The 25,314-nt window shown below is 45.1% G+C and carries 24 protein-coding genes; 11 read left to right on the forward strand and 13 right to left on the reverse strand.

Annotated elements, in window-relative coordinates; translation table 11 throughout:
- Positions 1–48: 48 nt before the first annotated feature.
- Positions 49–1,221 carry a molybdopterin-synthase adenylyltransferase MoeB gene (moeB, locus tag HRE53_RS03925; protein WP_212662310.1) on the reverse strand — a complete coding sequence of 391 codons (1,173 nt, stop codon included), beginning with the start codon at positions 1,219–1,221 and terminating at the stop codon, positions 49–51.
- Positions 1,222–1,256: 35 nt separating this feature from the next.
- Positions 1,257–1,763 carry a Mov34/MPN/PAD-1 family protein gene (locus HRE53_RS03930; protein ID WP_212662311.1) on the reverse strand — a complete coding sequence of 169 codons (507 nt, stop codon included), beginning with the start codon at positions 1,761–1,763 and terminating at the stop codon, positions 1,257–1,259.
- Positions 1,764–2,329: 566 nt separating this feature from the next.
- Between HRE53_RS03930 and HRE53_RS03935 the strand changes: the two genes are divergently transcribed.
- The 6 genes from HRE53_RS03935 to HRE53_RS03960 all read left to right on the forward strand — a co-directional run bounded on the left by HRE53_RS03935 (position 2,330) and on the right by HRE53_RS03960 (position 7,329).
- On the forward strand, positions 2,330–2,818 hold the full coding sequence (locus HRE53_RS03935) for a hypothetical protein (RefSeq protein WP_212662312.1): 489 nt from the start codon (positions 2,330–2,332) through the stop codon (positions 2,816–2,818).
- Positions 2,819–2,879: 61 nt separating this feature from the next.
- Entirely contained in the window at positions 2,880–3,359 is a 480-nt protein-coding gene (gene sodN, locus HRE53_RS03940; protein ID WP_212662313.1) for a superoxide dismutase, Ni, read from the forward strand.
- The gene (gene sodX / locus HRE53_RS03945) at positions 3,334–3,720 is read left to right on the forward strand and encodes a nickel-type superoxide dismutase maturation protease (protein WP_235109148.1); all 387 of its coding nucleotides are present in this window, start codon (positions 3,334–3,336) and stop codon (positions 3,718–3,720) included. The genes sodN and sodX overlap by 26 nt, the downstream gene beginning before the upstream one ends.
- 580 nt (positions 3,721–4,300) lie before the next feature.
- Positions 4,301–5,130, forward strand: a protein-coding gene (locus HRE53_RS03950; protein WP_235109149.1) for an IS1 family transposase whose coding sequence is annotated in 2 segments (ribosomal slippage) — positions 4,301–4,642 and positions 4,645–5,130 — 828 coding nt in all. Because the reading frame shifts where the segments join, the coding sequence is not laid out codon by codon here.
- Positions 5,131–5,148: 18 nt separating this feature from the next.
- Positions 5,149–6,069 (forward strand): CPBP family intramembrane glutamic endopeptidase, encoded by a 921-nt coding sequence (locus HRE53_RS03955; RefSeq protein ID WP_212662314.1) that lies wholly within the window; start codon positions 5,149–5,151, stop codon positions 6,067–6,069.
- A 273-nt stretch (positions 6,070–6,342) separates the two neighbouring features.
- Positions 6,343–7,329, forward strand: coding sequence for a type II CAAX prenyl endopeptidase Rce1 family protein (locus tag HRE53_RS03960; RefSeq protein ID WP_235109150.1), 987 nt, complete (start codon positions 6,343–6,345; stop codon positions 7,327–7,329).
- Positions 7,330–7,415: 86 nt separating this feature from the next.
- On the opposite strand, the gene HRE53_RS03965 is transcribed toward HRE53_RS03960, so the two are convergent.
- The gene (locus tag HRE53_RS03965; protein WP_212662316.1) at positions 7,416–8,561 is read right to left on the reverse strand and encodes a phosphatidylserine/phosphatidylglycerophosphate/cardiolipin synthase family protein; all 1,146 of its coding nucleotides are present in this window, start codon (positions 8,559–8,561) and stop codon (positions 7,416–7,418) included.
- Positions 8,562–8,995: 434 nt separating this feature from the next.
- Here HRE53_RS03965 and HRE53_RS03970 point away from each other — a divergent pair, with 434 nt between their 5' ends.
- On the forward strand, positions 8,996–10,324 hold the full coding sequence (locus tag HRE53_RS03970; RefSeq protein ID WP_235109151.1) for an EAL domain-containing protein: 1,329 nt from the start codon (positions 8,996–8,998) through the stop codon (positions 10,322–10,324).
- A gap of 5 nt (positions 10,325–10,329) precedes the next feature.
- Here HRE53_RS03970 and HRE53_RS34270 read toward each other — a convergent pair whose 3' ends face one another.
- The gene (locus HRE53_RS34270) at positions 10,330–10,452 is read right to left on the reverse strand and encodes a hypothetical protein (RefSeq protein WP_255801184.1); all 123 of its coding nucleotides are present in this window, start codon (positions 10,450–10,452) and stop codon (positions 10,330–10,332) included.
- Positions 10,453–10,471: 19 nt separating this feature from the next.
- On the opposite strand from HRE53_RS34270, the gene HRE53_RS03975 reads away from it, so the two are divergent.
- Both HRE53_RS03975 and HRE53_RS03980 read left to right on the forward strand, forming a co-directional pair.
- Positions 10,472–10,789 carry a hypothetical protein gene (locus HRE53_RS03975; protein WP_235109152.1) on the forward strand — a complete coding sequence of 106 codons (318 nt, stop codon included), beginning with the start codon at positions 10,472–10,474 and terminating at the stop codon, positions 10,787–10,789.
- Positions 10,790–10,823: 34 nt separating this feature from the next.
- Positions 10,824–11,852: a hypothetical protein gene (locus HRE53_RS03980; protein WP_235109153.1), complete on the forward strand. Its 1,029-nt coding sequence runs from the start codon at positions 10,824–10,826 to the stop codon at positions 11,850–11,852.
- 283 nt (positions 11,853–12,135) lie between these two features.
- Here the strand turns inward: HRE53_RS03980 and HRE53_RS03985 are convergent, their stop codons facing one another.
- Together HRE53_RS03985 and HRE53_RS03990 are read right to left on the reverse strand one after the other, a co-directional pair.
- A complete protein-coding gene (locus HRE53_RS03985; RefSeq protein ID WP_235109154.1) occupies positions 12,136–13,206 on the reverse strand; it encodes an alanine/ornithine racemase family PLP-dependent enzyme in 1,071 nt (356 codons plus the stop codon).
- A gap of 25 nt (positions 13,207–13,231) precedes the next feature.
- The gene (locus tag HRE53_RS03990; protein ID WP_235109155.1) at positions 13,232–14,353 is read right to left on the reverse strand and encodes a DUF1611 domain-containing protein; all 1,122 of its coding nucleotides are present in this window, start codon (positions 14,351–14,353) and stop codon (positions 13,232–13,234) included.
- A gap of 982 nt (positions 14,354–15,335) precedes the next feature.
- Between HRE53_RS03990 and HRE53_RS03995 the strand changes: the two genes are divergently transcribed.
- Entirely contained in the window at positions 15,336–15,608 is a 273-nt protein-coding gene (locus tag HRE53_RS03995; protein WP_235109156.1) for an RNA-binding protein, read from the forward strand.
- A 218-nt stretch (positions 15,609–15,826) separates the two neighbouring features.
- On the opposite strand, the gene HRE53_RS04000 is transcribed toward HRE53_RS03995, so the two are convergent.
- The 3 genes from HRE53_RS04000 to HRE53_RS04010 all read right to left on the reverse strand — a co-directional run bounded on the left by HRE53_RS04000 (position 15,827) and on the right by HRE53_RS04010 (position 18,649).
- A complete protein-coding gene (locus HRE53_RS04000; protein WP_212662321.1) occupies positions 15,827–16,141 on the reverse strand; it encodes an RNA-binding protein in 315 nt (104 codons plus the stop codon).
- Positions 16,142–16,366: 225 nt separating this feature from the next.
- Entirely contained in the window at positions 16,367–16,573 is a 207-nt protein-coding gene (locus HRE53_RS04005; RefSeq protein WP_255801186.1) for a hypothetical protein, read from the reverse strand.
- Between the two features lie 501 nt (positions 16,574–17,074).
- Positions 17,075–18,649, reverse strand: coding sequence for a hypothetical protein (locus HRE53_RS04010; RefSeq protein WP_235109157.1), 1,575 nt, complete (start codon positions 18,647–18,649; stop codon positions 17,075–17,077).
- 487 nt (positions 18,650–19,136) lie between these two features.
- Between HRE53_RS04010 and HRE53_RS04015 the strand changes: the two genes are divergently transcribed.
- Complete coding sequence (locus HRE53_RS04015) at positions 19,137–19,478, forward strand: hypothetical protein (protein WP_235109158.1); 342 nt, start codon at positions 19,137–19,139, stop codon at positions 19,476–19,478.
- Here the strand turns inward: HRE53_RS04015 and HRE53_RS04020 are convergent, their stop codons facing one another.
- The 4 genes from HRE53_RS04020 to hemL form a co-directional block, all read right to left on the reverse strand.
- The gene (locus HRE53_RS04020; RefSeq protein ID WP_235109159.1) at positions 19,479–20,516 is read right to left on the reverse strand and encodes a GGDEF domain-containing protein; all 1,038 of its coding nucleotides are present in this window, start codon (positions 20,514–20,516) and stop codon (positions 19,479–19,481) included.
- Position 20,517: 1 nt separating this feature from the next.
- Complete coding sequence (locus tag HRE53_RS04025) at positions 20,518–20,805, reverse strand: hypothetical protein (RefSeq protein ID WP_235109160.1); 288 nt, start codon at positions 20,803–20,805, stop codon at positions 20,518–20,520.
- A gap of 11 nt (positions 20,806–20,816) precedes the next feature.
- Complete coding sequence (locus HRE53_RS04030; protein ID WP_235109161.1) at positions 20,817–23,180, reverse strand: EAL domain-containing protein; 2,364 nt, start codon at positions 23,178–23,180, stop codon at positions 20,817–20,819.
- Between the two features lie 626 nt (positions 23,181–23,806).
- On the reverse strand, positions 23,807–25,105 hold the full coding sequence (gene hemL / locus HRE53_RS04035; RefSeq protein ID WP_235109162.1) for a glutamate-1-semialdehyde 2,1-aminomutase: 1,299 nt from the start codon (positions 25,103–25,105) through the stop codon (positions 23,807–23,809).
- Positions 25,106–25,314 lie beyond the last annotated feature (209 nt).

A 25,314-nucleotide genomic window follows, 5' to 3' on the forward strand; every position in this document is an offset into this window, starting at 1 on the left:
CATTTCATACCTGAAATTAAATTCATTTACACCTATAAATTCAGGCCTTTAATATTCAGGTATAGAAGAATCGATTTCACGACTCCAGGCCGTAATTCCACCCGTAACATTGGTACCCGCAATGCCTGCTTCTTGTAGGAAGCCCAATGCTTTGGCCGAGCGACCCCCCATCTTGCAGTGAGCAATGAGACGGTGACCATTCAGTAGCTCTTTGACTTTGGGAATGGCTTCACCACTCTCAATCTCAGACAAGGGGATCAAGACTGAGCCAGGGATGCGGGCAATCTCATATTCATGGGGATTGCGAACATCCAAGAGGACAAAATCATCCGTACCGCTATCGAGCAATTGCTTGAGATCTTGAACCGTCATTTCTTCCATATTGGCTTGTTGCTCCGCTTCGGCTGCTTGGGCTTGGGGAATACCACAGAATTCTTGGTAATCCACCAGCTTTTCAATCACAGGTCGCTCTGGGTTGGGTCTGAGCTTTAACTCTCGAAACTTCATGTCAAGGGAGTTAAAGAGCAGCAAACGACCGCTCAAGGTTGTACCCTGACCCAAAATAATCTTAATCGCTTCGGTAGCCTGAATAATGCCAATAATTCCTGGCAAAATCCCTAGCACACCCCCTTCAGCACAAGAGGGCACAAGACCAGGAGGTGGGGGTTCTGGATACAAATCTCGATAGTTGGGACCCCCTTCGTAGTTAAATACGGTGGCTTGGCCTTCAAATCGATAGATAGACCCATACACATTGGGTTTGTCTAATAAGACACAGGCATCGTTGACCAGGTAGCGGGTGGGGAAATTGTCTGTACCGTCAATGACAATGTCGTAAGGCTCAGCAATTTCTAGGGCGTTTTCTGAGGAGAGCCAGGTGTTATAAAGATCCACCTGACAAAGGGGGTTGATTTCGTGAATCCGATGCTTGGCGGACTCGATCTTAGGCTTGCCGACCCACGACGTTCCATGAATGACTTGGCGTTGGAGGTTGGAACTATCGACCACATCGGCATCAACAATGCCCAAACGGCCTACTCCGGCTGCTGCCAAATAGAGTAATAGCGGTGACCCTAAGCCCCCGGTGCCAACACAAAGGATGCTAGCGGCTTTTAAGCGTTTTTGTCCCTCTAGGCCCACCTCCGGCAAAATGAGGTGGCGAGAGAACCGCTCGTATTCTTCTTTATTGAGCTGAATTTGGTCCAAGTTGGGATTAAGCATGACGGACATCCTTAGAGGAAAGATGTATGAGGTTTCTAAATATCTGTTTCAAGGGTTGATGTGACCATAGCATCCACAACCGTGATTTGTTCTGCTCGAAATCGTTGCTGGTCATCCAGTATCCAATTGCGAAAGTCGTGGGGTACACCGTTTTCGACGGCAACTATCACATAGGAATATTGGGGCCAAGCCCATTTGCGATCGCATTCAGAAGGCACGGCTTCGTGATCGGGATGTGAGTGGTAGACCCCTATAATATCCCAACCCTGAGTGCGTGCGTATTTCTGAGCGTTAAATAAATCTTGAGGAGCAATCCAATAGCGGCGGGTTGTGGTTAAAGGTGTTCCTGACTCTTCTTTTTGTATGGATGATTCGGCTTGGTCCCAGGCATTATCTAGAGGATAGAGTTCAAACAGTTTTTTTTCTGATTGAGCGTCTGATTCTAGGATTTGCCCGAGCATCAGTCCACAGCATTCTTCTGGATAGCAGGCTTGGGCATGGGCATAGATCTGATCCATTTGATAGGGGTGAAGCGTTAGCACGGCAATTTAATTAAATCGATCTATCCTTACCCTCCCATGATTTTTTCCTGAGAGTTCTGAACCAATAGAAGATTTCAAGCTTTTCAACATCTCCTTGTGGGGATTGAAGTGAGAGCAGCTACTCCAAAGTAAGCCACTGAACTTGTTCTTCCTTCAGCTGTGTCTCTCTTGTTTATCTGGATACGTAAAAATGCTGAACTGCAAGCAAAACGCTATGAACAAGGATCCCTAAGATGATTTGCTTAAGCCCCTTAAACTGCTTATTGATAATAGATTGCAATTGGTAGCTAGATATGACAGCATGATGTCTATGGTAATGACGTGGTCAGCATAATACTCATTAGTCAACAGTCTGAATCAATGAGCGGTGCTGATAAATAGGTCTTTACGTATGTCGTTTGCTAACCCAAAAAAGGCAAATGATGTTGAGTGAGTTTTAATCGCAGCGAGATGGCCCAATTCCTATCTTGATCTCAAGGTTAACGATGTTCCATTCACCCCCCTACTTTAGAAATAGTTGATCGACGGGTAACCCTTGGCAACTTCACTCAAGAGAATTGCACGATATGTCTTACGATCCTCAGACTTATTCCTCTTATGAAATGAACTGGCAGTTGCACAGTCAAGCAGGAAATCAGTGTTTTCAAGCAGGATCACATCTGGAGGCGCTACAGGCCTATCGCAAAGCCATTGCTTTAGCTGAATTGATGTTGATGACTGCCAAGAAAGAGCGTCGTCACCCGGAAGCCATTCATGCCTATGCGATTGCTTGCCACAATTTGGCCGATAATTTAGTAAAACTTGAGGATCTCCATGTTGCAGAAACAACGATGCAACAAGTCTTAGATCAAGTGGTTGATTTGATGTATGCCACCCAATATTCTCAATGTCTTCGCATAGAAGCTGCGAAAGCGTTGAAAATGGTTAGCCTCAAGATCTATGAGTTTTATCAGCGTTTAGGACAGCCTGATAAAGCTTATAAGGTGTTTTCGCAAGCTTCTGAGCTTGCTCAGACGTTTTTCAGTCAGATACAACCTCGGTTGTTGCGTGTATAGTATTCATGGATTTGACTGACACCTTGGCGAAGATTGTTTCGATTCAGATTAAGGATTAGTTATGGTTCTGCGACAAATTACGACCCAAATTAAGCGTTGGTTCCCGGCTCCTATTGCTCATGCTCATTGTGATGGTCCCTGTGGGGTTTATGATCCAGCGACAGCAAGGATTTATACAGAAGCGGTAGTCTCGATGACTCGCAAGATTTTGGATCTACAACCGCCAGCCGATCAAAATCCGCAAGCTATGGCGACTTATCTGAATACGATGTCCCGATATATTCAAATTAAAGAAGAGCAGGCCCAGAAGGCTAAAGAAGAAATTTTGATCCTGTGGACAGACTATTTTAAGCCCCAGCACCTGGAGCAATATCCTAATTTGCACGACATGTTTTGGAAAGCAGCGAAGCTTTGCTCTTCTTGCAAGGTGGAGGTCAACCTCCAACATGCTGAAGAACTCCTAACTGCGGTTGAGGAAGTGCATAAAGTCTTTTGGGCCACTAAAAACCGCACAGATGTGTCCTGGTACAAAGCCAGTTAAACCAGATTTCCCTGCAAATTCATCACTCCCAGACTGCACCGTTTGGGAGTTCTTGCTATGGTGCTGTCGCCGCCGTCGACGTTGGGAAGTGCAAGGACGATCCATGCTACCGACGTTAAATCCTGGCGATCAGGTTTTGATTCATCCAGGGGCCTATCATCTGACGACTCCCCAAGCGGGAGAGATTGTGTTGGCGCGGCATCCTTTTCAGCATCAGCTTTATTTAACCAAGCGTATTCAGTCAGTGAACAACAATTCCTATTTCCTGATAGGAGACAACACAGCTGAAAGTACAGATAGTCGAGTCTTTCATGCTGTCTCTCTAGATTGTATTGTAGGCAAAGTCACTAGTTTTTTTTAGGGTTCAAGCAAGGGGATTCCAGCAAATGCAAGGGTAGAGATGGTTGAATTTCTCAGGATTCACAATGGCAAAACTTCTATCCCCTAGCAGTAGTTTCCTGAAAATCCTCAACAATGATCGTATCTATAAAGATAAGCAAATTCAACTGTGTTGGTAAGCAAAGTTGCCATAGCGTGTTAGGCATTAAATAAAGGGTGGTTTCGCTAATTCGCTGGAGAGTTATTGGTTCTACCTTTAATGACGAGCCTTCTATATAGTCGTCCTAAAATCTACAAGTGCGTAAAGAGTCAATCTGGAAAGTTTTAACCCTCTCTCGTTAACCGCAATTATGATGGGGCATGCTTTTGGCTGAAATGCATTCTTCGATACCTAAGCTTAAGCTGGAATATGGGCATCCTAAGTATATTGATGTTCACTGCCCCAAACCTACAGTGAGTAGGATTTAGCAACCTTTGCCAGTTTCTCTCTACTCAGGCTGTGAACCGTTTGTTGCAATTGATACTGGTTTGTTTATTCGGTTGTGATTCAATCAAATGTGGGTCAGATAGAATAATACATTCCTTCTGCTATTAGAGTAACCATGCAATGCCCATTGTGCGGTCATCCCAAAGCCTATAAGCATGGCAAGATGGCCAATGAGAAACAACGGTATCACTGTCCTATTTGTAAACGAACTTTCACTGAAACCTTTGATACCCTTTACTATCGTCGACAGACCTGCCGAGAGACGATCCATCAAGTTCTCCAATCTCATGCAGAAGGCACGAGTCTCAGAGGCATTGCCCGAATCACTGGGCTTTCCTACAACACGGTTGTCTCCCTCGTGCGTTCTGCTAGCCAACGCTCTCAGCAACTTCATAATGGCAACGTTCAAGCAGTCAGCACCGATGATGTCAGTGCCGATGAGATGTGGTCCTTTGTGAAAAAAAGCAAAAACATTGCCGACCATCAGAGCTAGAGGTGGGCGATTGTTGGATGGCGATTACGTTGGCCAACACCAGTGGTTTGATATTGACCTGTCGGGTGGGCAAGCATACCGACTCATTGTTGGATGAACTGATGACCAGCACTGAAGGCAAGACCGATTGCAAGTTTTGGAATAGTGATGATTGGGGCGGTTATGAGCGCATCTTAGGGCCAGACATTATCCACTACATTGGTAAAGACCGAACTCAACGATTGGAGCGTACCAATGGGATTGTTCGGCAGCAAACAGGTCGATGGCATCGCCGCCAAAATAAGTTTGGCAAAGTTTGGGAGCAAACGAAGGTTACGGCTCGGTTAGGGGTGAGCTATTTTAATTGGATTTGGACTCACAGCCGATTCAAAACGACTGCGGCCCAACGAGCAGGATTAGCTGATTGCCCATGGAACTGGAATGACATTCTTTGCTACCCCACAATTATTTGAGGCACGACCGTTTATTCCATGACTTCACGTGTGGTTTCCCAGCAGCCTTCTCAGCCATTCGGCAGCTTGCTCGGTAGATTCTATCGATTTTTACGCCGTCCTTTCTATACTGTCAATGTCCCATCGCAGCCCCAACCTCTCAAAGATATTCTCAGGCTTTATGCATTAGCTTTAGTGCTTATTCTTCCTCTCGCAATTATGGTGGGTCTTCTGGCTGCGAAGCTGTCAAGCAGTCACGCTATCAGTGAGATGGCAGAGCAACCCTTACTGATATTTACTATGGCAGTGGTGATTGCTCCGCCATTGGAAGAAGTTCTGTTTCGGCTACCTCTGCGCTACACTCCGGCAAATTTGACATTCCCTCTATTTCTATGGCTACTTATCATCCTGGGCACATTAGCTAGTGCAAAGGTTATATCCGCCATATTGATGTTGCCTTTGTTATGCCTGGCTTTTTTGGGATGTGTGTTTTTACGAGTCTGGCTCAAGGAGAAGATGCCTGCCAAACCCATTCATAAACAATATGAGAAGTGGATTGGATGGTTCTTTTATGGCTCTACCATTATTTTTGGCCTGATTCATATTCCCAACTATCAGCTGATTAACGGGTCGGCTTTACTATTAGCACCGCTCTTGGTCTCCCCCCAGCTTCTGCTCGGTCTTTTCTTTGCCTTTGTCCGATTAAGGTATGGGTTTTGGTGGGGTGTGTTTACCCATGCGTTTCATAATGGTTTATTAGTCGGACAGATGCTTTTGTATCGGATGTTGACACAACCATCAGGAACCCATGAAACTGCAGACATCGCCACCCATCCAGCACTGATGACGCTGATATTGAATCTGGGTCAGATTGCCTTTCTTCTATTGTGCCTCTTCATCGTGGTAAAAATGGTGCTTGAGTGGCGAGCTGAAGGACAAGTATCCCAAGCAAACAGTTAGATTTATTCTGGCAACCAGGGCAGAATCCTTTGGGAAAATAGCTTATATACGATTTTGCACTAAGGTTTCATCCGCTGCATTTGGCCCCTGATCCCTGAAAAATCTGACCTCAATGGCACTCGATATACCGCTGGATGCGTCGTAGTCTAGGGAGCATCTTACAAGCGACAGCATTGCTGCGCAGTGTTTAGCATTACAGTGAAAACAATCCCTTGCTATCACTGTTTCTGCTATTGGCCTGAACATTAATGCAACGATTTATATCCCTCTTTTATGACCGCTTGGCCGTTAATTGCCTGGCGATTAATGCTGATTGAAATTATGACTCATAGCATATCTTCCCCTCAGCCCTCTGACTTACCTCAAAGCCTGCTGGGTCGGTTTCTCAAGTTTTTAAGACATCCCCGCTATACGGTGAATGTGGCAACAGAGCATCAAGGTGTTATTGATGTTCTGAGGCTCTATGCATTGGCTTTAGTGACGGTTTTGCCCCTAGGGGTTTTGAGTTCCAGATTGGCAGATAATCTTGACTCTAGTAATAAAGTCTTAGAGATTACTAAAACCGTACCTATCTTGCAAATTATTCTGTTTGCGGTGATTCTGGCTCCGCTTTGGGAAGAAGCGGTCTTCCGATTGCCTTTGCGCTATACCCCAATGAATCTAGCTATCCCTTTTTGTATCGGGATGATGTTGATTGTATCTTCCCTAACTGCGACTGATGTTCTCCCTCGCATCGCTGGATTACCCTTGTTGGCTGGCACAGTTGTTCTAGCGGTCGTTCTATGGCTGTGGCTCAAGGAACTAGATTCTCAACCCATCCATACTTTTTATGAGAAATGGATAGGGTGGTTGTTTTATAGTTTTGCCTTAGCCTTTGGCCTAATTCATATTGGGAACTTCACGAGTTTAGGTGCTCAGGCTTGGCTTTTAGCCCCCCTTTTGGTGTTGCCCCAAACTGTGATTGGGGTGTTTTTGGGATTTATTCGGTTGCGGTACGGGTTTTGGTGGGCAGTGTTGACCCATGGCTTTCACAATGCCTGTGCAATCACGCCGCTGCTACTCGTGCGTCTGGGATCTGAGAATTTGCTTGAGAGTATGAGCAGTGGGATACAGGATAAGTCCTTGGCCGGAACAGACTATGTGCTCATATTACTGGTGTCTACCTATGTGCTCGGCGGCCTATTGCTCTGTTTGATTACCGTGTGGAGGTTAATTGCAGAATGGCGAGCAGAACACCGACAAGCTCGCCCCAATTCTTAGGGAAAGTCAGGGCACAGTGACCTGGGCAAAGAGTGCAGCCTGGGTGCGATCGCAACCATTGAAACCTCCCCAAAATAGTGTTGACCCTAAGATTCTTTCGGCATCACAGGATAGCCCCGCACTGCTGTATCAATGACTTGGGTTGATTTAATTCGGCGAGAGAACAGTGCCAATGTTTCTACTGCCCGCAGAATGCCATAGGAGAGCCAGCCTCGTAGGGCACTGGCCTGCCCATCAAAGGGGCGACAGCGAGCCAGGTCTGGTTCAAGAACCTGTTGGCGAAACGTCTCAATCACAGCGGGATTAGAAAAAATAGCTAGGACTTCTTCTTCGATGCGATAGCTCAAAAAATCAAAATTTGAAGATCCCACCACTAGATAGCGATCGTCGACCAGAGCTGCTTTCATATGGCTCATGCCGTCATAGAGGCGGACATCAAACCCCGACCGTTGGGCCTCCCACAAAAGATAATCTCTCACAGTGCCTTTGTTGTTGCCTTCTGGTGTGAGTAGAGTGACGGGGACGCCCCGCTGAGGTAGTTCGGCTAGTGCCCCGCAGAACGGAAAGGTCAGATAGGGACTGATAATATGCAGAGATTTCTGGGCGGAGCATAGCAAATCCATCGTTTGCGCAAATGTGGCTTCATTAGACCGACCATCCAGGAGGAAAAACTCACAGTCTCCGAAATCAGCATGCCTGGGCTGGGATTGATCTTGCCAAGTCGCCACAAAATCTGCCCGCAGGAATTCCACCATTGCTGGGTCTTCTAGCCGAAACATCAGGTCATGCCAAGCAAAGTTATGGTCGCTGAAGTTAAAGCCGCCCACATAGGCAATGCGGTTATCAATCACGATCAGCTTTTTATGACTCCGCCCCACGAAGTGAATTAAGAAGGGACCCACCGGATTTGTAAAGCGAACCTGGCCTCCATCCTGTATTAGGGCTTCAAACATCGCGTGAGTCTGGCGGACCTCGGTTTTAAGTTCTTGATCCGACCAATATTTGGGATGGTAGATAAACTTGTCACTCTGAATAAATCGTGTGTAGTTATCCACCAAGATTTGTTTACAAGGAGCCGCAGATGCCCGCATTGCCTCGATGACATTCTGGCCCGTTTGATCGCCTTCAAAGGTCATCATCTGCAGCATGATTTCGTGGTTAGCTGCTTGCAGATCGCTCTGGAGGCGCTGCCAAAAGGCATCCGCATCTACAAGAAGCTCCACATGATTCATACGCTAGACCTAACAATAAGGGATATCACAGTCCACCAAGGATTGTGCCCTTGATGTTACTTTCGCCAGAGTAACAAAGCTTGTTCCCTGCAGCAAAAATAGTCTCTCAAGAGGTTAGGCCTGGGTTAGAGAGGTATTGTGGATGCGATCGCATCCAGTATTGCCCAAGATTCACCTGACAAAGGCACAAGATGACAGACATCTATGCAATATAAATTTGAGCAGTCTCTAAATAGTCTGAATTGACTCAAGCTAGAACTTGAAGCATTCATTTAAGAAAGCTTTTTACCTGTAAACGGATAAGACAGGGATAAAAGGGGAAGTAGCCTCAAAGATATTGAAAAATTCCATATGCCTCTTGCAGACTTCATTTTGGGCATCCTAAGACTAGGTTAATATCGATTTTAGAGAGTTCTCATTGAGAACCAAGCATTATGTCTGAGGGAAAAGAGTCTTCGTTGTTGGTTCATTTTCAGCCTGGAGAGCTGATTTTTACTGCCGGTGAAGAAGGGCACCATGCCTACATTATTGAGTCAGGCCAAGTCGATATTTTTGTAACAACAACGGGGAAAGACGTCTCCTTCAAGACTCTTGCCAAAGGAGATGTATTTGGTGAGATGGCTGTGATTGATGCTTCTCCCCGCTCAGCCTCTGCTCGGGCATTAACAGAGACCTGTTGTGTTGTTATTTCCAGTGAGCAAATCTCAGATCGGATTGAAGCTTCTGATCCTGTGGTCAAGCTGTTAGTCTCACGGTTATTGGATCATATTCGGTCGTTGAATACTGGAGTCTCCCAGGCTGCTATGCCTGGCTCAGACCTACCGGAGTCCTCGTTAACATCATCGTCTCCGTTCTTTCCTCACCAACCTGTCTTGGAAAAAATGCGGTTGGAGTCGGAATTACTAGATGCGATCGCAACCAATGCCTTTGTCCCCCACTATCAGCCTCTAGTTGATCTGGAGACGGAAGAGATCCTGGGATTTGAATTCTTAATTCGGTGGGAAAGCCCCACCCGAGGCTGGGTTTCTCCTGCCATGTTTATCAATACAGCAGAAGAAACTTCATTGATTCGCCCCATTGGTCGTTGGGTTCTTGAAAACGCCTGCGCAGATCTCAATCGCCTTAATCAGGCCCTCACTAACACTTTGGCAAACCCGGTGGAGAACAGACCACCGTTATTTATCAGCGTTAACGTCTCTGCCCGCCAGTTTCAAGCCCCACAATTTAATGAAGAATTGCTTGAGATCCTCCAGCGACATCAGATTCCCCATTCCCAGATTAAATTAGAGGTCACTGAGCGGGTCCTAATGGAGGGACCTTCAGCTATCAACATCATTCAACAGTGCCGACAGCTTGGATTTCATCTAGCCCTCGATGACTTTGGTACAGGATTTTCGAGTCTCACTTATCTCGCTAAATTTGAGATAGATAGCCTCAAAATAGACCAGTATTTTGTCCGTCAAATGTTAACGAATCGTCGAACCCTGGCTCTGATGAAGAATATTTTGGCCATGACTCAGGATTTGGAAATGCTTTCCGTTGCTGAAGGAGTGGAAACCCAGGAAGAGCTTGATATTCTGCGGCGGTTAGGCTGCCAAGTTGGGCAAGGATATTTGTTTGGCAAACCTCTCCCTTTTGAATCAGCCAAAAACTTACTGTTAGATAACTATCGTTACTCCTCAAGGCCAACTGTCAAAGTTCTTCGGAAGTGCAAGTTCGAGAGCAATGTGCCGCTTCAGACGGCCAGGTTCAAAACCAGGTAACAGTGTCATAGGCGATCAGGGTAATCTGGAGGCTTGTCGTTTCCTCCTCTGACTGGATCACCGAGCATGATTTCAACCCCTGCCATTGCAGCCACCCTTCCTCCGAAGATCCGCAAAGATATCGGCATCTAGGCTCTATCGAGATCCATGCCCATCGCCCGCATTGCCAGAACGAATCAAGTCAGTCGGAAGTTTGTGTATGAGCAGGAAGGTATCGCTGCACAAGCATTAGAGGACACCTTTCTCGACTCTAAAGGGGATAATGAGGTTCTGTTCCATCTGCCAATCACCAAAACTTGGCTATTCCAGCTGATTCTGGCCTTGGTGCTGATCTGCCACAGCTCCTATCGAGGTGTCGTTGAGCTACTGCGGGATCTGCTTGATTGGCTCATCAGTGTAGGAACAGTTCACAACCGTTTGCAAGTCGCAGCTGATCAACCAAGCTCAAGACCTATCTACGATTAAGCAGGGTCTTCATGATGAGATCTTTCAAAGCTCGATGCCTGTATTGACAGGGGTAGATGCCTTTTCCACTTACTGCTACCTCCTCAAAGCCGCAGAGCATCGAGATGAAGAGACTTGGGGATGGTACTTACTGGAGCTCCAAGCCCGAGGGTTCGACCCTGACAACACAATTGCTGATGGAGCAAAAGGCTTGAGGGCTGGGCAAAAAGCAGCCATGTCTGATACCTCATGCCATGGCGATGTCTTTCATATTCTCAAACAGTTTAAGGACTTTGTTCTGAGTTTGACACGCAAAGTTCAAGGGGTAACATCATCACGAGTGGACCAGGAGGAGGACATTATTAGAGCCCAACTTGCACAAGAACCCACTCGGTCGATGATAAGCAAGTGGGTTCACCTTAATCGTCGAGAGAAGAGGCTCTTCACCTTACTAAAAGATGTCAAAACCCTGTTTCAGTGGATCGTTCATGATGTCCTCGAACTAGCAGATCCAACCTTGTCAGTGCGTCAGGAGTTATTTGACTTCATCAAGGTAGAACTCCAACAGCGGGATGATGGTGAGTTCCCTATGATGCGCAAACTGTGGAAGGCATTACACAACCAACGTGACCAACTTCTGGCATTTTCAGGGGTGTTAGATCAAAAGCTGGCTGAGATTGCTATTCGCTTGGATATGCCGCTAGCCAAGGTCAGAGAAGTCTGTCTGCTTCATCGAAAACAGACTACCTCCAATGCCTACTGGGAGAAGTGGAACCAATTACATCAGGGACTTTCAGGAAAATTCTACTACCTGATGGAAGCGGCCACTGAGGCACTTAAACAGACGTCTAGAGCTAGTTCGTTAGTGGAGGATCTCAACTCCCGGCTGCGCAATTACTTCTTTCTACGACGTACCCTTGGAAACTCCTATTTGGGACTGTTGCAGTACTTCTTGAATCACCGCTGTTTTATGCGAAGTGAGATTCCTGAACGCGAAGGTAAAAGTCCTAAAGAATTGCTGACGGGAGAACCTCATTCTCACTGGCTAGAGCTACTAGGATTCAAACGATTCCAACGGGCATAGTCTGATCTGATTGGGAAGCAGTAGACCTCAAGTCATCGATAATTGATGGCTTATTTTGCCGTGGAAGTGTAACCCAAAATCCACTGCTTTTGAACCAGGCCAACTTAAGGCACTAGTTGTGTAACAGGATCTATAGTCTTTAGGCCTTATTGAATCGGCATTTGAGGCTTCTGCCTCCATTTTATCTGAAGGTTTGGCAAAAAAATGACTTTTGTCTTGTAGTTTTAGACGACCAGTGCTCTGACAACTTTTACAAATGAATAATTGATAGGGGCTTTTTTTATTAAAAATGGACAAGCATTGTTTTCTGAATGAAGGGCGATGTCATAGCTGATAAAATTCCCCCATAATCCAGATTAAATCTAACTTCGCTACCAATCTTCAAATCGCAGTCCTTACTATCAAGGACAATATGATCGCTGCTAGAACCGAGTATTTCAACATCGTTCTCAGCACTTAAGCTAGAGACCAAAACATCTTGCCTTCCTAATGCAATAATGGCTCGGTGCTGAATCCCTTGATCTATAAATGCAGGGATATTCCCAAAGGCATCCTGACAAATCGTACCAAAAGGCAAAGAGGGCTTTTCTTTTGCCTCAATCACTTCAGCGATTAGTTTAAAGGCATGGCGATATAATCTCGGAATTCTTCTTCCATATACCGTTTCACAACCTAAAAGGATCGATTCTCCCACGCGGAGGTTATTGATTCTTCCAGTTCCCTGATTCGATTGATACCATTCATAGTTTGCCGAGTTTCCGCCTGAAACAATGGTGAAGTTCATCTGAAATTCAGTTTCCATTGCAGTAGCTAATTCAGATAACTCATCCATATTTTGTGCATCTGGCTTAATCCCTCCATAACAAGCCAAATTGCAGCCAATGCCAATAATATCAATATTAGGGAAGCCCAACACTTTGTGGATAAAAGGAGCAAGATCATCAGGAAGAATGCCCTCTCGAAGATCGCCTAATTCCACCATAATGATAATCTGATGAATCTTATTTTGCGCTTTGGCATAGTGAGAAAGCGCTTTTATCGTCTCAAGCTCTGTATTCAGACTAATATCTACAGTTCTAATCACCAATTCTGCCTGACTCAAGGCTGTGCGAAGCAACACAAACTGAGCTGATATCCCCGCATCCTTCATCCTTTGAATATTTTCAAGGCGTGAGTCGGCAATAAAGTTAATACCACCTTGAAGCATAGCTGCAGCGATCGCAGGTTCTCCGAGGGTCGCTTTAGTAACACCCATCAAAGAAATACCTTTCTGCCTGTACAACTCCGATAGGATCTGTGCATTATGCTGTATCTGCGAGAGGGAAATCTCTATCCTTGGCAAAAAAGCTTGCATCTATCTCAATCCAGATATTTTGCATCTACCCCATTGCCAATAGCAGTACTTTCTCTAACCCCTCCTGCTTAATTTTTTGATTCAGTTGCGGAAAATGCTGACCCAATGCCTGAATCAGTTTTTGACACCCATCACGAAGGACATCGGTTGTTGGTACTTGAAAATAGTCTTCATACTCTGCGATCACCCTTTGGGTTTCTGTAGTAGACATGTTTTCATGGCTAACTGTGATGGCAAGCACCTGAGATTGGGAAATCGATTCAATCAGTTGAATTTCACTCTCCAGAGTAGGCATAGATAGATGAGGGAAATCACATCGAAATTTTCTGGCAGGTGGATGCTGGAGAATGACTCCATCGGGCATACTGCCTTTTAAAATACCGAGAGAACTCATAAAAGCGGGATGACCGACTGCACTTTGACCTTCCACCAAAATGATATCGGGGGCTTCATTGTCAAACGTCTGCACCACAGCATTTTCTATTTCACCAATTACGAATTGGGACACCAGAGCATCCATTGATACTCCATATTTTGCTCCTTGCATTAAACCCGTCTGCCCTGTCGCGACCATGACAGATTTTATCCCCAGCCTCTTTAAGGCTTGATTCAACTCCACTGCGGTAGTCATTTTGCCGCAAGCACAATCTGTACCGAGGACAGCAATGACAGGTACATTCACTCTAGCTATTTGACCGCTAAAGATATGCAAATCCTTGAGCTGAGGTGGTTTTCTAATATCTTTAATCTGAATACCATGGTGATCAGCCATACGGGCAAACTCTGGATCTTCAGAGAAAAATTGGTGCAAACCGTTAATGATATCCATGCCCTTGGACATCGCTTCAAGAATTAAGAACCTTTCCACCCTTGAGACACAGGCATCTAAAGGAGCTTTTCCATAGATGTAGCAATTTGGAACTTCTTGTAGCTGGTCTAAAGCCTCATCTAAGTTGGCAAAAACAGGGATGCCGTTTTTATGATCTCCTAACTCTTCCCCAGCATCTCTTCCCGCTAAAGTACTATCAATAACGCCAACGATGGTATAAGCCTCAGAGTGCCGAACTAACCCTGAAGCAGTTTTCCCGTCTACTAAACCAAACTGATTCTCGCAGTAAACTAAAGCCGTCTTTTTCGCAAATGGCATGCCATTAAACCTTTACAATTTTCTCTTAAATACTCAAGAGGCTTTTATAAGATTGCTAAGCCTCTTGAGTATTTAGAGTTGATTTATTTTTTTCTCACAGGAAGAAACTATTCAGAAAGTACAGTTCCTGAAATCTAGTGTGATCGTGTTTTTTAAAGATCTACGCAGTTAAAACTGCAGAGCTTAGTAAATTCTTTGGTGAATATAAGTAATGTATATATCGAAGCGAGAAGCTCAGGACCTAGCTGAGTTTTCTTTTAAACCTATACCTATAGAAACTGTAACATATATTACTTTTTAGAATTATTGAATCAAAGATCTTGGTATGCTTTATTGCCTGAATACAGACTCGCTGATTCCTTACTGCCTACCTTCACCAGCTCAAGGGTGACCGGCTTGATCCTCCGTTTAAGGGATTCTGGGGGATCTCTATTAAGAGCATCTCCAATAGGATGGAGTTCTTATTTCGTAAGCTTTAAAGCCATATTCTTGAAATGATGTTGATCAACTTCTTAAACCCTGATGTCAATAATATTAGGTTCAAATTGCCCCACTCAGTTTTCAGATGGGAGAATTTATTAAATTCCTGCAAGTCATGTGAAATATGAGATTAAAAGCTTTCTCAGGAACACTTTCTAGGTTTGGATTTTTAAAGACCCCAGAATCCGCTAAAACAAGCAATAACCAGTGTTTAGATATAATTTTCTATAAAAGCACTTTTACCACAAGAGATTTTAGCCTTAGAAGAAAATTAAAAAGAGGCTGAAACACCCCCATATATGCTGATGCATAATATACTCCCTTTGTATAGTGTGTAAGTCCCATGTCTAGGGATATTCAGCGATACGCTAGCATGATTAGTATGATGAAAGTATCGGTTTCACATTTGTTTTCAAGATTGCCAGGTTTATTCCAACTCAATTTTTAAGCCAATATACCGATATCCAAATCTCTACACTTTACTAATTTTGGATATAAATTTATGTCGATTTACGTTGGTAACCTCTCATATGACGTTACAGAGCAAGACCTCAATACCGCTTTTGCAGAATATGGAACTGTAAAAAGTGCAAAGCTCCCCACTGACCGTGAAACAGGTAAGATTCGGGGATTTGGTTTTGTTGAGATGAGTGATGAAGCTGAGGAAGCCAAAGCTATTGAAGAACTAGACGGTGCTGAATGGATGGGGCGTACCCTGAAAGTAAATCAAGCAAAACCTCGTGAAAATAGAGGTGGTGGTGGAAATCGCTGGTAGAGGTAATTCTCACTAATGGAAGCAGTTAGGAGGTGAGGTGTGATCATCTCAGCCTCCTTGATAGAATACTGCAGAATAAAGGCTACAAGATTTATGTATTTAGTAAATACATTTTGTCGGAAGTACTTATCTTTAGATGACTCCAAAGGTAGGTTGAAATCATCTCAGTCTACTACCCATTTTTCTAGGTGCTCCCAAATCTTGAATTCTAAAATGGCTCACTTGTGAAAGTTATCAGCCTGAGAAAGACGATCAGTTCTGTGCTCACTACCTAATGATGAGACTCTATATTTTTTCTGAGGTCTCGCTTGATCAACCTTCAGATCTCGACCCATCCATTCCGCACCATCAAGGGCTTCAATAGCAGCTTTTTCTTCAGTATCAGACTCCATATCAATAAAAGCAAAGCCGCGTATATGGCCTTTTTCATCAGTTGGAAGCTTAACTTTTTTTATTGTCCCATATGATGAAAATACTGTTTTTAGAGCAATCTCTGTAACGTCATCGGCAAGATTACTAATACGAATTGACATACATTTCCTTTAATCTTCATTGAGTATTGAAAGTGGAATTTTGAATTTAAATCTGTTTACTAAAAGCAGATTAGTATTTTTGGCATATAGCTTAATCAATACAACGCACCTAAATTAAACACCCTGTAACTTCTAATATTGAGATATTAACTAATTGATAGGTAGTGATACTCTAACGCCTCCACCTACCCACATCAGGTTTTGGTAGAAGCTTCCTTCTATTTCTCAATCACTCTTCTCTGTTTGTTTAATGAGAACTTTCGTTTGCCCCACCTCATCGATATTTATAACGATCTCATCTCCTGCCTTAACACGACTGGTCAGAATTTCCTCAGCAAGACAATCTTCCAAAAGATGTGTGATCGCTCGATGTAGCGGACGCGCTCCCATCTCAGAATCATAGCCTACATCTACTAGCCGCTCCTTAAACAAATCGGTAGTGCGCTAGCGAAGTGTGGGATACACAGCTAAATCGTTCCAAGTCCAAGGATTCAAGGATAGCTCCGCTTTTTGAGCTGTGGGTACGGCTATGGGTCCAAATCCAGTTGAAATAGCTTATACCAATTAGCACCTAAGAGTGTAATTCTAATTATTTGCTAAGCCAACTCAGTATTGGGTTTCACAAGTTTGAGAGTTACACCTTCAGGCACAGCTTGGTATTAGGTAGCAATGCTTGCCCGCACGATTGACAACCCTTCCAACCTCAGGGACGAAACTCACTCAGGAGCCTCAACCCTAGGTCTCTGTAGGCATCAAAGGCTAGAAACCTAACCTACCGTCAGATTTCTAACACATGATTGAAAGCACCTGGCACTATTGTCCACTCTTCGTTAGTCCAAACTCAAGTATTAGAGGCTGATACTTAAATCAGGGGGCTGAATACAGATAGATAAGGGGCGATGAAAAGCAATGTAGTTTCAGTAAATCTTTTACCTATAGCCGCACGCGTTGCCAATTTTTTACTCCACCAAATCGATAGCGAGCAGGCCACTCCACATATTTCAGTAAATCTATCAGACTTGAGACATCTTCTGGCACAGCTATTCCTGATGTAATTCTTTGATAGGGACACTCTGGATTTTCATCATAGTTGGTGCCATTAAAGCCGTTCAAAAAATTCACATCCCGGTGATATAAATTGTTCTGGTCATTGGGAGGGGGACACTTTTTGCTCTTGAGCGCAAGAATAGCTTCCATCCATAACACTCCCTCAACATTCGTATTTCTCCCTCCTGGACAACCTGGGCCAGTAGTTAGCAATCTTAAGTCGTCAATCGGGAACCAGAGAAAGGCATTTTGAATACAGCTGCGGTCAAAGAGGTTAACTTGACTGTTCCCTCTGGCCAAAATGCGTAAATCCCCTACTTGAGGGAGTTGATCATCCGTCCGAATATTGAGGATTTTGGCATTATCTCGCAGAGTAATCGCTAATTCTGGATCAGTACCCCCATAAATGACATCAATTTGGACAGGGCCTCCAGTGGTGTCAATGGTCAATACTTCATCGTTGTCTAAATCAATACTTTCGACACGATAGAGGGTTGGGGTCATACTACCGACCCCTTTTAAGGTCGTACTTGTTGTAATGCGGCCGAAGTTTGTTCCTTGAATGGTCGTCGGTAGCTTAGGAGGTAAGTTGCAAGCAAAAATTTTTCCTTCTACTGTATCGATCGGACTAGCATCTGCATCAAAATCCTCCCCATCGGTAGACCAAATAGCATCCAAATAATCAGCACGACTGGCATCCTCTGGGGCAGCACTATTTGTGAGGGAAGAATTGGCTGAACCATCAGGATTGTAGTAGATATTCCCCTTACTCCCCAGAACCTCGCGCCCTCTTAGGGCCAGAGTCCCAGTCTTGACGGCACCATTCGTATTGCGGGAAGCGATAATACCTGGAAAATTGTCTAAATCCGGGGTCACATTAATCGTGATTATGATGCCTGTGGCCTGACCATTGGTGGTGGCTTCTACAAATAATGTGCCCTGTTGTTGTTTCGGATCATAGCGATAGGCCTTCAAGGAATAGGTGCCATTATCACCAATTGAACCGGAAAATTGGAAATTAGGTACCCCCCAGTTCATTTGCTGGTGGCAGGGTTCATTACTGGGGTTATAGCTGGTCCATTCATCAATGAGGGCAGTCTCTTCATCTCCACTATTAAAGATTCCATCTGCACCTAAATAGGTTTTGCCCGTTTTGATATTGATCGTGTCGTAATTGCGGTTGAGCAAAATGGCGTTGTTGGGGTTCGTCAGTTGCGCCAAGGTTCTGGCCATTCCCCCTTCAGCTGTGGATAGACTTGCACCGGATTCTTTACGTTGCCAAGACGTGATGCGATCGCTTTGGGCAGTCATGAGCATTGTGAGTCCCAATACCACCATCACAAAGCCTAAACCCAAGGCCAGGGGTAATGCAAAGCCAGCCTGAACACCCCGACGATTTGCAGATTGTGTCTGCTGTAACCACCCACGAATAACAGCAGCGGCAAAGGGATTTATCGGCATCGAATCATTCCTCTTTGGAAAGGCAGAGAAAAGGCCTGGAACGCCCTAATATAAGGCAGTTTGATCATGTCAAAAACATGATGCCGATCACTGCAATATGCATCAAACCCAGCCATAGTAAACCTAGAGGAGGTCAGCAGTTCAACTAAACATTACCTAAAAGCCAGAGCAACCAAATGCTCGTATCCGTCACTTTAACTTATGGGGGGATGAAAATAGAGTGATTCTTAATTTCGTCTCAACATCAAGAAATTAAACCTATTTTGTAGGTAGTAAGTGGTTAGAGTTGAGTAATTTTAGGTGCATTCTGAATTTTTAGGTGTATTGAACTCATCTGTGCCAGACCGTAAATAGGCATCAGCCTCACCGCTAGATGGCCGTGCCAAATTGGCACAATCCCAATTGACGAAAATTTTTGGAGTGGAATATGTCGAGAAGCAAATCAATCTTATCTTTAGGAAGTTGCGCTTTCGTTGCCCTGAGCGCAATGTTACCCCTGGGTGCCCAGGCCCAAGCGGATCCCTCTCAGTTAGGAATTCCTGAAGAGACAACATTTGCTATCATTACGCGAATGAGTGATACTGTGGCCGCCCGTATCTCAGCCTCCTCTTGCAAAGATACTCGCAATCTATTGAAAGAGATGCGTAAGAGCAAAGGCAGCAAAACCTCAGAGCTATCTTTAGAAGGTCAATTGCTAGCCTCGGCCCAAACCCAACCTAAGTTGCAGCAAGTTGTGGCCAATCGAGTGGGTACAGCCTTGGCCCTTAAACTCATGCAGTGCAACATGATGAATCCTGATACTTTGGGTGCTTTGTTTAACCAGAAATAGTTAGACCACCACTTTGTTCTCTAGGACATTTTGCTGAGCCTGATGAACTCGATTTCGACCTGAAGTCTTAGCTCCATAGAGTGCCTGATCTGCTTGTTTGATCAGGTGCTCTTTCGTTTGGGCATCAGCCGGGAAGGTTGAAACGCCTAAACTAGCCGTCATTTCTACCTGCTGCAAGGAGGGCAGGATAACGGTCTCCTCAGCAATGGCTAGACGGATTCGATCTGCGATCGCAACGCTATCATCACTATTGGTCTTAGGAAGAATGACCGCAAACTCCTCGCCCCCGTATCGACAAACAATATCCCCTGGTCGCACTTCCCGCTGCAGGAGTTGAGCTACTTCACAAAGGGCCAAATCCCCGGCCTGATGGCCAAAGGTATCATTGAGCTGCTTGAAATGATCAATATCCACCATGATCAGCGAAACTTGATCGGTATTGCGCTGGGATTTCTCCACTTCCACCCTCAACCAGCGATTGAATTCCCGCCGATTGTAAACCTCCGTTAGACCATCCAACGTGGCTAAACGGTACAAGTCTTTTTGGCTTTGCTCCAGCTTGGTCGCCATCAGGTTAAAGGTTTCTGCCAAATGACTCAATTCATCGCCTGAGGCCAAAGCAATCCGATGGCTCAATTCTCCCTTACCTAATTTTTCAACCCCTTCCTCCAAAGTTTGCAGTGGAACTGTAATAGAGCGAGACAGTCCATAGGCAAACACGATTGCTAGTGCCAACGCCAAACCACAAATCATAGCGATGAGCTGTCTAACTTCTTTGCGAACGGCTTTTGCTTGGTTGGTATTGGCATCATTTTGAAACACAATTAACCGATAATTCAGTTGTTGGACATCTTGCAAAATCATTCTGAGCTGGTCTTGCAGCTCAATTCTGGTAGATTGTGTATTTCCTGATTCAGAAATAGAGGGATCTAGGAGTTGTTTACACAGCTGGGAAATTCGTTGCCATTTTCGCTGTATTTCTAGAACAGAATTAAATTGGTGTGGATCATGGTGGGAGAATTCTAAGAGCCTTTCCAAACTATTTGTGATGGCCTGACTTTTTTTCCTGATACTTATCCCAAGTCATGGGGCGAGATGGCCCTACCGGAGATGCCACCACATTTAAATCTAGAAATAATCCCTCAACCTCGGCCAGGGGGAACAAGGCTTCCCGACCCAAATTATCGTGCTTATCAAAACTACCTAATGCCCCTTCAAAGGAAATGATTGCCCCTGTAGCCAGCATGAGTAAGGGCACAAGCATGGCCCCTAAGCCCAATCGTAGGCGTTGGTTTAGGGAGGTTTTAGGTGTGGACCAAAAGGGCATAGAAGTATTGTTTATTCCGCAATCGGTAAAGACAAGCTCGCTGGATTAGACCGCGCAGCAATAACCTGCTTAGCAGCTTCCGGCTTCAGGGGACGAGCAAACCAATAGCCTTGCCCAAGTTCACATCCTAAGGTGTGTAGATATTGCATTTGTTCTATCGTTTCAATCCCTTCTGCCACAACATTCATCTCTAATCCATGGGCAAGGGCAATAATCGTTTTGACAATTTGATCTTGTCCTTGGCCAATCCCCCAGACAAAAGATCGATCGATTTTGAGGGTATTAATGGGCAAGTTATACAGATAATTCAAGGATGAATAGCCCGTGCCAAAATCATCCAAACTGAGGGAAATTCCTAAGTTTTGCAATTGCTCTAATCGATCGGTGACGTAGTGAGTGGACTCCATCAACACCGTTTCGGTAATTTCCAGTTTGAGATGCTGACCGGCGAGTTGGTGCGACTGTAGTAAAGATTCAACGGACTTAACAAAGTTAGGTTGCAGAAACTGTTGGCTGGACACGTTAATACTCATGGTCAACGGTACAGAAAATTGCTGCTCCCATGTCGATAGTTGTTGACAAGCTGCTTCTAAAACCCACTGTCCCAAAGGAATAATCAGCCCCGTTTCTTCGGCAACAGGAATGAACTTTTCGGGAGAAATCAGTCCTTGTTGAGGATGGTGCCATCGCAACAGGGCTTCAAAACCAACCAGCTGCTGTTGCCGCAAGCAGAAAATAGGTTGGTAATACAGTTGAAACGGGTTCTGCCCTTGATCAATCGCCTTGATGGCATATCTCAAGCTATTGCCTAACCATAGGCGAGAGCGAACTTGCCGATGCATTTTTTCATCAAAGACCACATAGCTCCCTCGACCATGGGCTTTGGCACGATACATGGCCGTATCTGCGTCTCGCAATAGTTCTTCTGGATGTTGAGACAAACTGGTGGAATGGGTAATACCCATACTGACTGAGGTAAATACTTCTTGCTGCTTGAGCTTCAGGGGCTTAGCCAAGGACCGCTGGATACGCTGGACAATTTTATGGGCTTGCTGATGATTCACCACTCCATCTAAGAGAATGGCAAACTCATCTCCCCCTAATCGAGCCAGCAAATCTTGAGGTCGCAAACTCTCTTTAAGCTGCTGAGTAATGGCAACGAGGAGCTGATCTCCCACACTATGTCCCAGGCTGTCATTGACGAGCTTAAAGTGATCGACATCCAAAAACAAAATGGCGAAATGATTCAGGGCAGGTTGGCGAGAACATCCTTCCAGTTGTTGCCGCTGGACCTGTTGCAGTTTGTGTTGCAGCTGTTCGTAGAAGTAGTCACGACTCGGTAATCCGGTCAAGGTATCAAAGAGCGCTTTTTGTTTGAGTTCCTCGGCTGTCCGATGTCCCTCCATGGCAATACTCGCCAAATGGGTAGCGGTTTTAATGATGTTGAGATGATGAGCAGTCGGGAAACAGGGGACTTGGTGAGACAGGGCAAAGGTGCCTAAGAGGTCTCCAGACTGGGAGAAAAAAGGCGTGGACCAACAGGCACGAATATTATGTTGTTGGGCAAACTCCCGGAAGTCCGCCCAGACGGGATCGCGTTGAGTATCTTCAACATAGACAGCCTTGCCACGAAAGGCAGCCGTCCCACAAGAGCCTGCATTTTCAGCAATCAGTAAATGATCAAAAGCGGCAGCCACTTCCGATGACAAGCTTGGCCCTGCTCCCATGCGCAGTTCCTGTTTGTGGGCATCCCGTAAGAGAATAGAGCACACCGTCCCTGGGGACTGACTTTCAATCAATAAACATAAACTGCTGAGGATTGCATCTAGCCCTTGCCCCGTCGCCACATGTTCCAAGATTTGGGTCTGGGTTTGCAGTAGCGTTTCCGAACGTTTGCGCTGAATGGCCGTTGCTAACACCTGGGCCACACAGGCACCAAAACGGAGATCCTCTTGACTCCAATTCTGGGGCTCGGGAGTCAAAATTTCCAGTAACCCTAGGGGGCGATCGGTTCCAGGGATGGGGATGCAAAGTCCGCTAATGAGTTGGGGTTGTGTCAGAGGAAGTTGTTCTGATTGCCCGGAAATAACGGCTGTTTGCCCAGTTTGCATCAATGCCTGTAACCACCGATAGCCCCGACTATCGATATCGGTGGCTTCCCCTAGGAGTGTCGCTTTTTGTTTTGCCACCAACCTCAGGGTATTGCTATCGGAGAGGACTTGCCACAAACTACAGTCTTCGACTGGCAAGTGGTGACTCATCAGTGCGATCGCATCTAAATACAAGTCAGTTAAGCTAGACCCGGACAATGCTTTCTGCCCTAATTCAGTTAGTTCCGACTGTCTATCTAGAGGATTTGTCGCAAAGTCATTCATAGAGCCAACGATACAAATTTGGGGACCTGTTAAATACGCAATTGAATCACAAGGGTTAATACAACGAATGTTTGACTCCAGTCACCCAATCTTAGGCAAACGGATTATTTCACTGTCCTAAATCCTAGCCAATTCTGTGGAGGGAGAAATATGTAAATCTACTGAAATTTTCTTTACAAAGATATTTATGTATCCAAACGAACGTTCAATAAAACCTTCTATTCATTGATATAGCCCAATATTTTTTTAGCAATAAAAAAACTTAAATCATATATAGAAATCTGTACTAATCCTTGCTCTCTCAACCTGTATAAAAAGCTAAGCCTCAAAATATGGGCATCACTATAGATAGCTTTGATGTCATAGTTCTCTACATGTCTACAGTTCTCATCTCCTTTAATCAGTAAGCTTTGTAGGGCTATGTTGTCCTTTGCTCCATAATTTCTACTATAAAAAACAGAAATAGTCTTTTACCACAAGGGACTATATTTCAATGGCACCGAAAATGTCTACAGAACGGAATCTTTATGAATATAAATAATAAAAAAAGAGGCACATCGGCCTCTCTTGAATGATTATTTGCAAAGATGATCTTTAGCTGATGAAATCAATCTCTAAATTAGATCTTAGATGTTAGACAATACAATCTTGGCGGCTTCAAGGGTTTGGTCGATGTCTGCATCCGTATGGGCCAAGGAGGTAAAACCTGCCTCAAATTGGGAAGGGGCTAGGTATATCCCTTTCTCCAACATTCCCCGATGAAATTTAGCAAACTTAGCTGCATCAGCAGCCTTTGCATCGTCATAGCTATGGACAGGGCCAGGGGCAAAGAACATCCCAAACATGCCGTTGATATGTCCCCCACAGACTTCATGGCCTGCTTCACGGGCAATCTGCAGCAATCCAGAGATTAACTTACCGGTCACCCGATCTAACTGGTCGTAAGTCCCTGATCGTCTGAGCAATTCTAGGGTTTTGATACCTGCCGTCATCGCCAATGGATTACCAGACAATGTACCCGCTTGGTACATGGGTCCAGCCGGAGCAACCATACTCATAATGTCTCGGCGTCCACCATAAGCGCCCACTGGCAAGCCGCCCCCAATGACCTTACCCAAGGTGGTCAAATCGGGCGTAATGCCAAACTTCTCTTGGGCACCTCCGTAAGAGATCCGAAAGCCGGTCATGACTTCGTCAAAAACGAGTAAGGCTCCATTCTCTTTGGTAATTTCCCGGAGGCCCTCTAAGAACCCGGCATCTGGCGGAATAAACCCAGCATTACCGACCACTGGTTCTAAGATCACCCCAGCAATCTGATCGGGATGTTGGGAGAATAGAGCTTGTACAGACTGCAAATCGTTGTAGGGAGCGGTCAGGGTATTTCCCGTCACGGCCTTGGGCACACCGGGAGAATCCGGTAGCCCCAAAGTCGCCACGCCGGAGCCAGCCTTGACCAAAAACATATCGGCATGACCGTGATAGCAGCCTTCGAATTTAATCACTTTTTCCCGGCCGGTAAAAGCTCGCATCAGTCTCAGGACGGACATACAAGCCTCAGTCCCTGAGTTCACAAAGCGGACCACTTCCACGCTAGGAACGGCATCAATGACCATTTCAGCCAGAACGTTTTCTAACAAGCAGGGAGCGCCAAAGCTGGTGCCTTTGTCTAATGCCTCTTTGAGAGCCGTGAGGACTTCAGGATGAGCATGGCCGCAGATTGCGGGTCCCCAGGTGCCGACGTAATCAATATACTGATTGCCATCAACATCCCATACATGAGCCCCTTTAACCCGATCAAAGACAATGGGTTGGCCGCCAACGGATTTAAATGCGCGGACCGGTGAACTTACGCCACCAGGCATCAATTTCTGCGCTGCCGCAAAAATCTCCTCTGACTTGGTTGTATTTAAGGTGTCAGTAAGCAACGTTTTCTCCTTAAGGTCAGCTGACTCGCTGAATGGTTGAATTATCAAGGCTTTTGAAAGGTGCATTGAGCAAGTTCATGCTTAAGCCCTATCAACATAGTCTTACATTCTACTGTTTCACTCTATAAGGATCAAAACTATTGAAGGTTGGTCTACATTCTTCAAGTTTGATCAGGGAGAAGCGTAAACAATTGAAAAATTTTATACGC

The organism is Acaryochloris sp. 'Moss Beach', from assembly GCF_021497025.1.
GTDB classification, from domain to species: Bacteria; Cyanobacteriota; Cyanobacteriia; order Thermosynechococcales; family Thermosynechococcaceae; genus Acaryochloris; species Acaryochloris marina_A.

Coding starts and splice junctions, on each gene's coding strand:
- HRE53_RS04025 (WP_235109160.1), bottom strand. CDS start 20,805: ATGCCCTTTTGGTCCACACCTAAAACCTCCCTAAACCAACGCCTACGA.
- HRE53_RS03990 (WP_235109155.1), bottom strand. CDS start 14,353: ATGCCATTTGCGAAAAAGACGGCTTTAGTTTACTGCGAGAATCAGTTT.
- HRE53_RS03975 (WP_235109152.1), top strand. CDS start 10,472: ATGCCCATCGCCCGCATTGCCAGAACGAATCAAGTCAGTCGGAAGTTT.
- HRE53_RS04015 (WP_235109158.1), top strand. CDS start 19,137: ATGTTACCCCTGGGTGCCCAGGCCCAAGCGGATCCCTCTCAGTTAGGA.
- sodN (WP_212662313.1), top strand. CDS start 2,880: ATGGTTCTGCGACAAATTACGACCCAAATTAAGCGTTGGTTCCCGGCT.
- moeB (WP_212662310.1), bottom strand. CDS start 1,221: ATGCTTAATCCCAACTTGGACCAAATTCAGCTCAATAAAGAAGAATAC.
- HRE53_RS34270 (WP_255801184.1), bottom strand. CDS start 10,452: ATGCCGATATCTTTGCGGATCTTCGGAGGAAGGGTGGCTGCAATGGCA.
- HRE53_RS04000 (WP_212662321.1), bottom strand. CDS start 16,141: ATGTCAATTCGTATTAGTAATCTTGCCGATGACGTTACAGAGATTGCT.
- HRE53_RS03995 (WP_235109156.1), top strand. CDS start 15,336: ATGTCGATTTACGTTGGTAACCTCTCATATGACGTTACAGAGCAAGAC.
- HRE53_RS03980 (WP_235109153.1), top strand. CDS start 10,824: ATGCCTGTATTGACAGGGGTAGATGCCTTTTCCACTTACTGCTACCTC.
- HRE53_RS03985 (WP_235109154.1), bottom strand. CDS start 13,206: ATGCAAGCTTTTTTGCCAAGGATAGAGATTTCCCTCTCGCAGATACAG.
- HRE53_RS03935 (WP_212662312.1), top strand. CDS start 2,330: ATGTCTTACGATCCTCAGACTTATTCCTCTTATGAAATGAACTGGCAG.
- HRE53_RS03965 (WP_212662316.1), bottom strand. CDS start 8,561: ATGAATCATGTGGAGCTTCTTGTAGATGCGGATGCCTTTTGGCAGCGC.
- HRE53_RS04030 (WP_235109161.1), bottom strand. CDS start 23,180: ATGAATGACTTTGCGACAAATCCTCTAGATAGACAGTCGGAACTAACT.
- HRE53_RS03960 (WP_235109150.1), top strand. CDS start 6,343: ATGACCGCTTGGCCGTTAATTGCCTGGCGATTAATGCTGATTGAAATT.
- HRE53_RS03970 (WP_235109151.1), top strand. CDS start 8,996: ATGTCTGAGGGAAAAGAGTCTTCGTTGTTGGTTCATTTTCAGCCTGGA.
- HRE53_RS03955 (WP_212662314.1), top strand. CDS start 5,149: ATGACTTCACGTGTGGTTTCCCAGCAGCCTTCTCAGCCATTCGGCAGC.
- HRE53_RS04010 (WP_235109157.1), bottom strand. CDS start 18,649: ATGCCGATAAATCCCTTTGCCGCTGCTGTTATTCGTGGGTGGTTACAG.
- sodX (WP_235109148.1), top strand. CDS start 3,334: ATGTGTCCTGGTACAAAGCCAGTTAAACCAGATTTCCCTGCAAATTCA.